The following is a 12,938-nucleotide window of genomic DNA, read 5'->3' on the forward strand; positions in this document are numbered from 1 at the left end:
TAACGCGTTTTATCATAGAAAGTTTTTTTGGCGTTTGGCTTTTTTGTTGGGGCGCGGTTTGTTTGTTGCGCGGTTTGTTTGTTGCGCGGTTTGCTCGTTGCGCGGTTCTTGAAGGCGCGGTTCTTGAAGGCGCGGTTTGCTCGTCGTGAGGTTCGCACGTCTTAAGGTTCTTTGCGTGATTCAATACTAAGGAAGATTCTTCCTTATACAGAAAAAATACTCCCTATATATAATAGAGAAGAAATTTACTTCTTACAGATACATCAAAACAAACCGCGCGAACCGAGCGAAAAACAAACCATAAAAAAAGAGCGCTTTCGCGCTCCTTTTTTTATCAACTTAAATTGTATCAATTAAAAAATCAACAACGGTGCTATAAATCCAACACTTAATCGACCTGTATTATAGTTCTCTTGACCTAAATGTTCTTTAGCGTAGCTCGAATAATTATAATATCTACCTACATAAGAAGCATAAAAGCGAATATTCATATTTTTGAATGGTAAATATTCTACCGTTGGAATAAATCCATAGCTTGAACGAATATGGCTTACCCCGCTATTTTCAGATACTAAATTTTTGGCATAGGCATTATTATTCATTAAAGTCAGGGTAACATTTACTTTTGGAGCAATCAAATACTCTGCTTTGATCCAGTTTTCTAAATACGATACATCTTGTTGTGCAACGACATTGTCTCCTGTCATCATTCCTGTAATAATTCCTTTTCGATCTAATCCTTCGTTGCTGTATTTTAGATCATACATCAACTTAAATCGACCATCTTGGTATTTATTACCAATGGAATAATAATTCATTCCTCTATTTTTCGCTTCTTGGAAGTAGCTGTAACTATAAATGGTTTCAAATTTTCCATCAAAGAAGCTACCTCTCCAATTGGTTACAATCGCCATTGGTGCTTTTGCTTTTTCAATTCCCTCTGGCATTTGTCCTTTATATACATCTTCAAAATCAGAAACGCGCGAATTGAGCACTTGTAATCCGAAAGAGTGATTTTTGGATACTTGGTGTGTCAAGCCAACTCCTGTTAAGAAGTTATCCGCATATTCCAAGATATCGTTGTATTCTAAGATATCGATTGGATTAAGATCAAATTCAAATCCCCCCCAATCTGCACTCATCTTACCGAGGTTCAATTGTGTTTTAGGAGATAAGGAAACGCCAATGAACGCCATATCTGTTGCTCTACTAATATTATCTCTACTTCCGGGGTCTGTACTTTTAGTATAGCGATCTCTGAATCTAAAATACACTTTCTCGTGAATTTTACCTTTAATTTCTAATCGGAATTGATTATTACTAAAGGTTGATTCTTGGAATTTACCATCTTGAAAAAGATTGTCATTGGCAAAACGCATATTAAAAATCATATCGACGTTTTTCAACAGATCAATTTTCTCAACTGGGAGTAGCGGTTTCGATAACGTATCCGCGGTCGTTTGTGTTTCTTGTGCAACCATTCCTACTTGCACAAGTAGGGCGAGAAATAATAAGGTTTTTTTCATAGCTCAATATATTAAGGGGAGTGTACCTTACAGTAGAAAGGAGCCCAACAAGAAGCCTGCTGCAATAGCAACGGTAATAGCGACTAAACCAGGGATCATAAAACTGTGGTTCACTACAAATTTTCCAATTTTTGTACTTCCTGTACGATCAAAATTGATCGCTGCTAATAAAGTAGGATAACCTGGCAGCACGAAATCTGCATTTACAGCGGGGAAGATTGCAATTAACGCCGGGTTAGAAACGCCCAACGCCATACCTAAAGGCATCATTGTTTTTGTTGTTGCGGCTTGACTAAACATCAAGGCTCCTAATACAAATACAGCGATAGCAAAAGTCCATGGGTATAAGGTTACGATTTCACTTAAGAAACCTTTGATTGCTACCTCGTTGTGTGACATAAACGTTGCACTCATCCAAACCACACCAAAAACGGATACAACCGCTGTTGCCATAGAGGAGAATAAGCTCACTTTAGTTACACTGATTGCACTTGTTTTCGTAATCAACATCATCAAGGCTGATGCAGATAGTGTAATCATACTAATAACACTTACCATTTGTAGCTCTCCATTGGCTTTAACAACCAAACTAGCTGCCCCTGGTTCAAACTGAGGTAACAATTGCGGAAAAGCTCCTGCTACAACAATTAATAAAACCGCAATGGCAAAAATAATCACGGATGTTTTTGCTCCTTTTTTTAACGGCAATTGATTTCCACATGCATCTTCATCGGCATCTAAGCTCTTGGCAAATTCAGGATCTTTCATCTTTTCTAAAAAGATTGGATCATCTTTTAACTCTTTTCCTTTGCGCAACACCACCAGACAAGTAATTAGTATTCCGATTAAACAAGCGGGTATACACACTTTCATGATATCTATTAACGCACCTGGGTAGGCGAGAATTGATGCTCCAGCAAATGCGGCCGTGGCAGCACTCATCGGGCTTCCTGTAATAGCCAAATGGGATGCAATCACCGATACACTTAAGGGACGCTCGGGTCTAATTCTCTTTTTTGTAGCTACCTCAGCAATAATAGGAAGCAATGAATAGAGCAAGTGAGCTGTTCCAGCGAACAGACAAAAGAAATACACCGTAAATGGCGCAATAAAAACAATATTAGAAGGGTTACTACGAATTACTTTCTCTGCTAATCGAACTAAATAGTCTAATCCCCCACAGGCTTGCAAGGTAGCTGCTGTAGAAACAATAGCCATAATAACCAACATCACATCAATAGGGGGATCTCCTGGTTTCATCTGAAAGACGAACACAAAGATTAACAACCCCACCATTCCCATCACACCTAATCCTATTCCCTTCATTTGGGAACCGATTAATATCATAGCAATTAAAATTGCGAACTGAATCAATAACATAACATCTAATTTACTGTCATCAAGCTCATCATTAGGTACAAAAAAGGGAGCGAACAACTAATTTATTCTATACGCTCCCCCCTTTATGTTTCCTTTTGATGTACTCAACAGGAGTTAATAGTTAAAGAATATCTCTTGTAATTCTTGTTGATTGTTTGTCTTAGTAAGAGCTAGCATCAATAAAACGCGAGCTTTCTGTGGATTCAAATCATCTGCAACGACAAAACCAAGGGCTTGATCATCAACTTCATTGAATAAGGTTACTCTTCCTGAACCTGCACGGGCAGATCGACAAACAGCAATTCCCTTTTTCGCTGCACGCTCTAACGCCTCTCCTACAGGGGCATTAAAGTTTCCATTCCCCATTCCTGCGTATACAATTCCTTTTACTCCTTCTTCTATAGCCGTAGTAACAGCTCTTGGACTCGCATCAGCATAACCGTATACAATTTCCACTTGGGGTAGTTTTGTCAATCCTTTCACATTGAACTTTTGTTCAGGTGAGCGCAATGTTTTATAGTAGTAATTCACTTTTCCATCATAGATCAATCCAATAGGTCCAAAGTTTCTCGATTTGAACGTAGCCATATTAGTTGTTACGGTTTTGGTTACATCACGAGCGGCGTATACCTCTTCATTCATAGCCGTTACTACACCAACTTCTTTACTATTTGGAGAAGCTGCTACCATCACAGCATCCAATAAATTGCGGTTTCCGTCTTGACTCATCGCCGTAGAAGGGCGCATTGCACCAACTAGTACCACAGGTTTTGTAGAATTAACCGTTAATTCCAAGAAATACGCTGTTTCTTCTTGTGTATCCGTACCATGAGTTACCACTACTCCATCCGCTTCATTTTTTTCAAAAATCTCGTTGATGCGATTACTCAATTTCAACCAAGTCTCAACATTCATATCTTGACTTCCAATTTGAGCCACTTGCTCTCCTTTGATTTTGGCCACATTGTGCATTTCGGGAACAGCGTTCAACAAATCATCGATGGGAACTTTACCTGCGGTATAAGCAGCCTTCGTTGATGATTCACCAGCACCGGCAATTGTACCTCCAGTTGCCAAGATGATGACGCGAGGTAATTCCTTGTTTGATTGATTATTTTTCTTTGGTTGTGCTTGAACTTGAAACACAAGTAAAAAGACAACCAAAACATTTAGGACCTTTTTCATATTATCGTGTGATTTTAGTTTAGGATACAATTAATTTTGGATGAATTAAGTTTTCTAATGAATAAACCTCATCCCATTTTGCCTGTGTAATCAACTTGCGTTCTTCCACAACAATTTGGTGCACACTTTTACCAGATAATAAAGCTTCGCCTGCAACACTAGCACAAGCTTCATAGCCTAGAATAGGATTTAGTTGTGTTACGATTCCAATACTGTTCATGACCAAGTTGGCACAATGTTCTTCATTGGCTGTAATTCCTACAATACATTTTTCAATCAGTGTATTTAAGCTATTGCCTAAGTATTCTAAAGAGGTAAACAGTGCAAAACCAATAACAGGTTCCATTACATTTAATTGAAGTTGACCTGCTTCTGCGGCCATTGTCACTGTTAGATCTTGTCCAATAACATAAAAACACGTTTGGTTTACTACTTCAGGAATTACTGGATTTACTTTTCCAGGCATAATAGAAGAACCCGGTTGACGTGCAGGAAGATTGATCTCATTTAATCCCGTACGCGGACCTGAACTCAACAAACGCAAATCATTACATATTTTTGATATTTTGATTGCAGCACGTTTTACTGTACCCATAATTTGCACATAAGCACCTGTATCACTTGTTGCTTCGATCAAATCTGGAGATAATACCAACGGCAATCCCGTTTCTTTAGCCAAGTACTTCACACATAATTCAGGATATGCTTCAGGAGCATTCACTTTAGTTCCAATTGCCGTAGCTCCCATATTTACTTCAAGGATGAGGCGTTGTGCTTCGCGCAGGCGCAATAAGTCTTCTCCTACGGTTGTTGCAAAAGCGTGAAACTCTTGACCTAACGTCATCGGAACCGCGTCTTGCAATTGGGTACGTCCCATTTTTAGCACATTTTTAAATTGCTCCCCTTTGGTTGCAAAGGCTTTTTCTAAATTGGCAATAATTTGACAAAAACCGTCCAATTTATAGTACAAGGCCAAGCGAAAAGCTGTTGGGTATGCATCGTTTGTAGATTGAGAACAGTTTACGTGATTATTAGGATGCACGTATTGGTATTCTCCTTTTTTGTGTCCAAGGTATTCCAAGGCAACATTGGCAATTACTTCATTGGCATTCATGTTTACTGAAGTTCCTGCTCCACCCTGGATTAAATCACTGACAAACTGATCGTCGTATTTTCCTGCTATTACTTGATCACAAGCGAAACAGATTGCCTCAGCAATTTTTGCATCTAACACTCCACAGTCTCTATTTGCTAATGCAGCTGCTTTTTTTACTTCGCCTAAAGCCTTGATTAATCCTTTTTCGTGATTAAGGGTAATCCCTGTAATAGTGAAATTCTCAACTGCACGAAATGTTTGAACACCGTAATATTTGTCATTTGGAATATCTAATTCGCCTAAAAAATCGTGTTCTCTTCTTGTATCTTTCATATGCTTTAAAATTTTATTATTATGGTAAATACTTTATCTTATTTCTATTCGCATGCTATGCTTTATTTTATACATCAAAAATAATGCTACAAAAAAAAATCTTGTATGACAAAATCACATTGAATATTTTATTTTTTTTTCATATATTAATGAAACCACCTCTTGTTTATTAAATAAACCTTAATAAAAGCTGTTTTTCTTTTTAACAAAAAACAAAATCATTAGAACTATTCTCAAATCAATCTTCTTATATATTAAAAACCTTAAAAATAACAATAATTAACAATCAAATATATAAAAATTTAGTGTTAGTATTTAATTTTAGCATCTATATTTTAAAAAAATCATAATATTACCTTTATCCATACTAAAGGTTGTTTTTTTTGCATTTTTACATCTTAAAATCTAATTTCCATTTTGATTTATTACTTATTTTTAGCCCAAGCGGTTCTAAATCAAAAAAAATAGCGCAAAAAAAAACCTCATTGTATATGAGGTTTCTATTTTATAGCCTAAATCGGGTGGTAACTTGGCCCAATCGTTTCGAAAAAGTATTCATTAAGGTAGAATAATCCATTATTATTCCGAGTATTTCAAATGCGCGATCTTGTTCTACGCCTCCAAGTTTACTTTTATACTTCTCAATAATTGAATTTACTAAATGCATCCGAAGGGTTAGGATCGTTTCTGTAGTATATTGGGCAATCCCATCTTTTTTTTGCTTGACAAAAATATTTTGCGATTCCCATTTATGTAGGTTCTCCTTTTCTTCTTCCATGAGAATGGTTGTCACTTGTCCGGATAATTCACTATCTAAACGTTTGAGGTAATCTTCCAAACTCCACGCATTGTTGTGGTAGAAAGTCATAATATCCGCATAAAGTCGTTTGAAAACGGGATTGGTCAACTGCACTTCATCCTCTTGCAAGCTTAGATAGATCCGCTCGTATACCTTTTGTACGATTTTATGCTCCACCTCTACAATTTCGTCATCTTCATTGGTTTCAAAAACGAGCTCGACAAATTGTTCTTCTTCATTGCCATACAACAACAGGATTTCAATGATGCGCTGTTCCAAAAGATAAAGTGCATCGACTGTACTTTCTTCTGGCTTTTTTTCTGCATGTACCACTTCCATCTGTCGACGCTCCTGGGTGAACTTTTTATTGGCGTCTGCGACCTCCTTCTTACTTATTTGTGCAAGTGAAGTAAAAATCACTTCTTCCGAGATATCCATGATTCTCGAACACTCTTGAATGTAGATTTCCCTTTTAATAGGATCGGGTATTTTTGAAATACTCGTCACCATATCGCGAATAATCTCCGCTTTTTTAATGGGATCTCCTTTTGATTCTATCATCAAAGCATTGGCTTTGAAACGAATAAAATCAGTTGCATTTTCCTCAAAATAGGTTTCTAATTCTTCAAGGGTGTGTTTACGTGCAAAGCTATCGGGATCTTCTCCATCAGGAAGGGGACAAATACGCACATTCATTCCAGCTTCGAGAATTAAGTCAACGCCTCGAAAAGAAGCTCTAATTCCCGCCGCATCACCATCAAAAAGCATGGTAATGTTTTGGGTCAATCGACTGATTAATCGAATTTGGTCAGGAGTCAAGGCTGTTCCTGAAGAAGCCACTACGTTTTTCACTCCAGTTTGGTGCATTTGGATGACATCCGTATAGCCCTCCACTAGATAACAGTTGTCTTTTTTCGCTATTTCCTGCTTGGCATGTGCGATACCATACAACACCTTACTCTTGTGGTAAATATCGCTTTCGGGGGAATTGAGGTATTTGGCCGCTTTTTTATCATTGGTCAAAATACGTCCACCAAAGCCCAATACCCTACCTGACATGCTTTGAATAGGAAACATGACGCGCCCTTTGAATCGATCAAAGCGCTTGTCATCCTTGACGATAGTCAATCCTGTTTTTTCCAAGTATTCGAGCGAGTAGCCTTTTTTTAAGGCCTCTTCGGTAAAGGCATCCCATTTATCTGGAGAATATCCCAAGCCAAAGGCCTTAATGGTATCGGAGGTAAACCCTCTTTCTTTGAAATAGGACAACCCAATGGCTCTTCCTTCTTCCGTATTAGATAACGTATCTTCAAAATAGGTCTTGGCGAATTCTGATACGATAAACATACTTTCCTTTTCATTCAGCTGTTCTTTCTCTGCATCAGTCTGTTCCGTTTCCTCTATTTCGATTCCGTATTTTCGCGCTAAATAGCGGATAGCTTCTGGATAAGAGAAATGTTCATGCTCCATCAAAAAGGTAATGGCATTTCCACCTTTACCTGAACTAAAGTCTTTCCAAATTTGCTTTACAGGGGATACCATAAAAGAAGGTGTCTTTTCATTGACGAAAGGACTCAACCCCCTGTAATTGGCTCCTGCTTTTTTTAAATTGACAAAGTCGCCAATTACCTCCTCTACACGAGCCGTATCGAAAACAGTATCAATGGTACTTTTGGAAATCATAGTTTATATTTGTTCCACAAAGATAAAAAAAGAAGTTGCTTTATGGTAAAAACAACTTCTTTAGATTTGTAAATGATTATTGTTGACTTCTTTCTTCTAGTGCTCGGAGGATGGCTTCTTCTCTTTTGGACAATAGTCGACTATTTTGATTTTTCCAAAATTCGGTTTGATAATGACTTTCCAATGAAAAAAGACTCATTCTCCTCAGTTTATCTATTGGGGGAATCGCTACATTTTTTTCAATTTGATTCACTTGTACCTCTCTTAACCTATTAATTCTATTAGTTCCCCATTTTTTGCGTATCAACTCAATATCCGACTGAGCTGATTTATAGAACAAGAAATACTGATCTCCTTGTCTGTGATACACCCCTTGCCAAACAAAATCATGGATATAGGCTTTTGCAATGAGAAAATTATGCACATTTCGATTTTTTTCATACGGTTTAGACAACCCCATTTTATATTCGAGCAAATAGTGTTGATCCGCTGTAAAAACAACATAACCTTCATAATATTTCCATCCCTTTAAATTTTCTTTTGGTGCAAACTCAACGACAATTGTTTCTTCTCCATTGATTCCAATCTTCTTTCTAGTTACAAAATCGTAGGTATCTTGTTGTTCCAAAATATTTTTTACTTTTTCAATATTGTTCTCATCGGTAAGAAACGTCCTTATATCACCTTCACCCATCGTATTCATTATTTCCTCCAAACCAACATCTTCACGACCCTTTGGCGAATAAAAAACTCGATTTTGTTTCACTTCAATTTTAGGTGTTTTCGTTGGTTTTTCAATATAGTAATCGACTAACCCATCTGCTACATTACTCAACGTTTCATTGACCATATTAAATTCTCTTGAATACGTTCGATACACGTCTCCTTTCTCAACGTAATTGTTTGCTTTTTGTAAGGCGGAACTGAAAACAATAGCTAATGGTTTAGCAAACAGGACAATTTCCTCTAAATTTTTATTGATCAGATCAAGTTCAATTAACCTGGCAGTCGTTGTACTCACCTCTTTTACATGGTAATTCATCTGACTAAACCATAGAGATTCTACCTGATTGTCTATTGTTAATTCAAAATTACCTTCATCATTGGTCAAGGTATAACTCATTCCATCAGCGGTACTAATAACAACTCCCTCAATTCCCTTTTGAGAATGACGATCAACGACTGTTCCATTCAGTACGTGGGTTTGTGCCTGAAGCCCAAACACACTTCCAAGAAAAATTAAAAAGGCGCTATAAACTTGTATCGTTTTACTCATATTATTCGGATTTAGTTAGCAGTACGCATCAAAAAAGACCACCTAGTTTGTTTGCTGTACCATTTCTAGTGTTTTCAACGTATTTTGTTCTCTTGCTGTAAGCAATCGAATATTTCTATTTTTCCAGAACTCGGTTTGGTAATTGCTTTGTCTTCCAAAAAGATTTAATTCCTTTTCCAACTTAGGTGGGAGCGTTTCATTTTTACTGATGTTGTTTACCACCAGCTCTTCCAAGATAACGATGTTATTATTGCCCAATAATTTACTTCTCAAATCGATATTACTATAAATGGCCACATAGGACAACTGGTAGTCTTCTAAATACTTACGATAGATTCCACAGTATTCCATATCTTGGAAAAACATTCGAGCAAAAATCATAGGAAGTTCTACTCGTTTGTGCTTATAACTTTCTGCCAAAGCATAGCGATACGACAATAAATACTCTTGGTCAGCTGTAAACACCATATGCCCCTTGTAATACTGCCATCCTTTTAAGTTTTCTTTTGGATGAAACTCAACGACAATTGTTTCTTCTCCTCGAATTCCCTTTTGTTTTTTTATTACATATTCATAGTCCTTTTCTCGCTTTAATATGGTTTGAAGATCGCGTACGCGCTGTTTATCTCCAATAGCGTAGCGCAAACCCTCCACCCCTATTACATTGAGCATCTCGTCTAAATTATCTTCACTACTTACCTCTGTTTTAGCCGTTAGAACTCGATTTTGCTTGACATTAATTAAAGGGTGTTTTTTGGGATTTTCAATATAAAAATCCACAAGGCCGTCGGCTACATTACTTAGATCGTCATTGATTAGATTAAATGCTCTAACGTAGGTTTGATAGCGATCTCCTTGTTCCACGGCTTGCGTCACTCGTTCTAATGCAGAGCCAAAAACCGTTTTCAGGGGTTTAGTCAGCACTATAATTTCTTCTAGTTCGTTGCTTCTCGCCTCTAATTCAATTAACATGGCTGCTTGGGTACTTACCGCTTTGACCTCATAGTTGATTTGGCTAAACCAAACTGAGGCTACTTGTTCACTTACCTCCAATACAAAATCTCCTTCGCTATTGGTCAATGTAAAATCAGTGCCCTCAGGAGTACTCACCATGACGCCCTCAATTCCCATTCGAGATTGACGATCCATAACTGTTCCTTTCAATACTTGGGTTTGAGCCTGAAGTCCAAGCAAGCTCCCAAGAAAAACGAACAAGACGCTATAAAGTTGTATACTTTTTCTCATAATTCTCCTATTTAGATATCTAATCGTATGGCGAAAGACCATATATTTTGTTTGATACTGTTGTGTTTAAAAAGGGGGGTTAACTCGTATTGGAACTGCAAGGACCAAGCGCGGTATCCAAAATAAGCGCCAACACCGTATCGCACGCGATTAATACCCAAGTTGCCTTTTTCATCCACGCGGTACTCTACTCCATCTTCTCGGTAGCGATACACTTGATGTCCTTTGCTGTCTTTGTCATCGACATTTACAAAAGCACCAATTCCCCCCCGCCAAGACTCTTCACTTCTAAAATACTTTTTTCCTGTTTTTTCATCGATCACGGGTTTTGACCAGTCAAACTCTAGGTAAATAGGCACTTGAATACTTCCAACTGTTAATCTTGCTTTTCGCAGGTTTTTTTCGTGCTCTACCAAGATCGTTTCTCCGTTTTCTACTGTAAAATAACGGTGACCCGTTGATTTTAAGTTACTGTAAGTCCAGCCAATCCCATAGCGCAGATACAGGAAACTTTTGTTTTTTTCTAGGCGTGTTTTCAAATAAAACCCTCCTTGAATCAGATTAGAAGGAATATAGCGTATTTCCGAATTGGCAAATGCTCCCTCCGTCTCCAAATTGCTTATTCCATAAGCCAAGCTTAAACGAAAAGTGGTTCGCTTTTCACTGGTCATTTTTTCGCCTTTCTTCTCATAGTTAAACGGCCTTTCTATCAAAATATCAGTTCCTCTTTGTCTAGTATCTGCTATTTTGAGGTATTCTCCGCTCTTCATGGCGTAATCTACCTGATTTTGTACAGCCAATGTCAGGCTATCTTGCATCAGTGCAGCCGTTCTTTCAATCTTCTCGGAGGCTTCTTTGGCATAAGCTGTCTTTAATTTTTGTCCTGCTTCTTCTGTCATCAGATCAAGATCCACTAGATTGTTAATTGAATCCACGCGAACGCGCAACTGTTCTTTTTCTCGTACGGTTGTATTTTGAATTTCAACGGCAATTTGACTTATTTTAAAGTCGAAGTCTTTTAAAGAACGATCCGTCAACGCAGGAAGAGCTTCGTTTTCCATGGCTTTAGGGTCTTGTTCTTTTCCTTTCACTTGTGCCTGGCTTATTGGTACAACAAAAAAACCACAACATAGTACGATCGCTCTAATTTTGTTCTTCATATTTGCTATTTGATATATCTGCTACAAATTTTTTGGCTGATTCCCTCATTTTCATCAATTTGGTATCTCTGTACTCAATTTCAATTTCACCTTCTACTTGCTTTAAAAGGTTATTGCTATTGACAATCACCTTTGTTGGTGTTTTTTGTATTTGAAGTTCTTCCTTGAGCAAGGCCTCCACTTCTTCTGTATTTGATACTTCTGGTATTTTTAGTTCTACTGCTATTGGATTTAGCTGTTGAACGAGTACATGACGTTCTTCAAACACAGGTTCCTTTATCGGTACTGATTGCTTTGGAACGGCTTGTTCAACAGCAGTCTTTTCTACTTCTAAGGCTGGTTGTTCCTCCATCACAACCTGTTGCACTTCCACTGGACGATACACGGGTGTACTTTCGATTGTATTGGAAGGCTCCAACTGCATCATGACGATTACTCCAAGCCCTCCAACCAGCAGACAAGCGGCAATAGACATCCATTTTCTATAGGCTAATTTCTTGACCTTTTTCTCTTGGCCATCCAACTGTTGGGCTAATTTATCCCAAGCAGTTGTAGAAGGAGTAATGCTTCGATCATCCACCTTCTTTTTCCATTCCTGTTCTATTTTACGCCATTCCATATGCCTTGATTCTTTAAATTTCTTAACTGTTGTTGTAATATTTTTCTCGCTTGTGCGAGTTGTGATTTGGAAGTTCCTTCCTTAATTTGAAGCATTTTTGCGATCTCTTGATGTTTATATCCTTCCATAACATATAAATTGAATATCATTTTACACCCTTCGGGTAATTGATCGATCAAAAGTTGAATTGCCTCTACTGAAAGATCACAATCTTCTTCGCTTCCTTCTTCTAGGGGATAGTTTCTATCCTCATCAAAATACGTCAACTTCTTTTGTGCTCGTAAAAAAGAAATGGACTCATTGACCATGATGCGTCTAATCCACCCTTCAAAACTACCTTGATTCTCGTATTGATCCATACGCGTAAATACCTTCATAAAGGCGGTGACCATCACATCTTCAGCGAAGTGTAAATCTGCAATGTATTGCCTACATACGCTTAGCATCTTGCCTGACAACAATTGGTATACCTCTTGCTGGGCTATCCGCTTTTCACGTCGCAGGTCATCAATGTAGTCCTCTACTTTTTTAGGATATAGTCGTATCAATTTCATTTTTAGTTTGGCTTCGCTAATTTAAACATTCAAAAATGCGTTTTTAAATTAAATTAAGTTAAAAAATGAAGTGCAAAAGATA

Annotated in this window: 10 protein-coding genes; all 10 read right to left on the minus strand. The window is 37.7% G+C overall.

Translation table 11 applies throughout. From position 1 onward, the window contains the following. Nucleotides 1-353: 353 nt before the first annotated feature. Nucleotides 354-1,526 (minus strand): porin, encoded by a 1,173-nt coding sequence (locus tag ACPDHL_RS07405; RefSeq protein ID WP_430532139.1) that lies wholly within the window; start codon nucleotides 1,524-1,526, stop codon nucleotides 354-356. 27 nt (nucleotides 1,527-1,553) lie between these two features. Next, complete coding sequence (locus ACPDHL_RS07410) at nucleotides 1,554-2,906, minus strand: anaerobic C4-dicarboxylate transporter family protein (protein WP_430532140.1); 1,353 nt, start codon at nucleotides 2,904-2,906, stop codon at nucleotides 1,554-1,556. Nucleotides 2,907-3,020: 114 nt separating this feature from the next. Continuing rightward, entirely contained in the window at nucleotides 3,021-4,091 is a 1,071-nt protein-coding gene (locus tag ACPDHL_RS07415; protein WP_430532141.1) for a type II asparaginase, read from the minus strand. A gap of 19 nt (nucleotides 4,092-4,110) precedes the next feature. Next, on the minus strand, nucleotides 4,111-5,520 hold the full coding sequence (aspA, locus tag ACPDHL_RS07420; RefSeq protein WP_430532142.1) for an aspartate ammonia-lyase: 1,410 nt from the start codon (nucleotides 5,518-5,520) through the stop codon (nucleotides 4,111-4,113). A 505-nt stretch (nucleotides 5,521-6,025) separates the two neighbouring features. Further along, complete coding sequence (gene dnaG, locus ACPDHL_RS07425; RefSeq protein WP_430532143.1) at nucleotides 6,026-8,002, minus strand: DNA primase; 1,977 nt, start codon at nucleotides 8,000-8,002, stop codon at nucleotides 6,026-6,028. 76 nt (nucleotides 8,003-8,078) lie between these two features. Further along, nucleotides 8,079-9,278 carry a carboxypeptidase-like regulatory domain-containing protein gene (locus ACPDHL_RS07430; RefSeq protein WP_430532144.1) on the minus strand — a complete coding sequence of 400 codons (1,200 nt, stop codon included), beginning with the start codon at nucleotides 9,276-9,278 and terminating at the stop codon, nucleotides 8,079-8,081. Nucleotides 9,279-9,320: 42 nt separating this feature from the next. Continuing rightward, nucleotides 9,321-10,523 (minus strand): hypothetical protein, encoded by a 1,203-nt coding sequence (locus tag ACPDHL_RS07435; protein WP_430532145.1) that lies wholly within the window; start codon nucleotides 10,521-10,523, stop codon nucleotides 9,321-9,323. An 11-nt stretch (nucleotides 10,524-10,534) separates the two neighbouring features. Beyond that, on the minus strand, nucleotides 10,535-11,683 hold the full coding sequence (locus tag ACPDHL_RS07440) for a hypothetical protein (protein ID WP_430532146.1): 1,149 nt from the start codon (nucleotides 11,681-11,683) through the stop codon (nucleotides 10,535-10,537). Then, a complete protein-coding gene (locus tag ACPDHL_RS07445) occupies nucleotides 11,667-12,302 on the minus strand; it encodes a hypothetical protein (RefSeq protein WP_430532147.1) in 636 nt (211 codons plus the stop codon). The genes ACPDHL_RS07440 and ACPDHL_RS07445 overlap by 17 nt, the downstream gene beginning before the upstream one ends. Beyond that, complete coding sequence (locus ACPDHL_RS07450; RefSeq protein ID WP_430532148.1) at nucleotides 12,284-12,856, minus strand: RNA polymerase sigma factor; 573 nt, start codon at nucleotides 12,854-12,856, stop codon at nucleotides 12,284-12,286. The genes ACPDHL_RS07445 and ACPDHL_RS07450 overlap by 19 nt, the downstream gene beginning before the upstream one ends. Between the last annotated feature and the right edge of the window lie 82 nt (nucleotides 12,857-12,938).

The sequence above is a fragment of the Myroides sp. C15-4 genome (assembly GCF_050522745.1).
In the GTDB taxonomy this organism is placed as follows: domain Bacteria; phylum Bacteroidota; class Bacteroidia; order Flavobacteriales; family Flavobacteriaceae; genus Flavobacterium.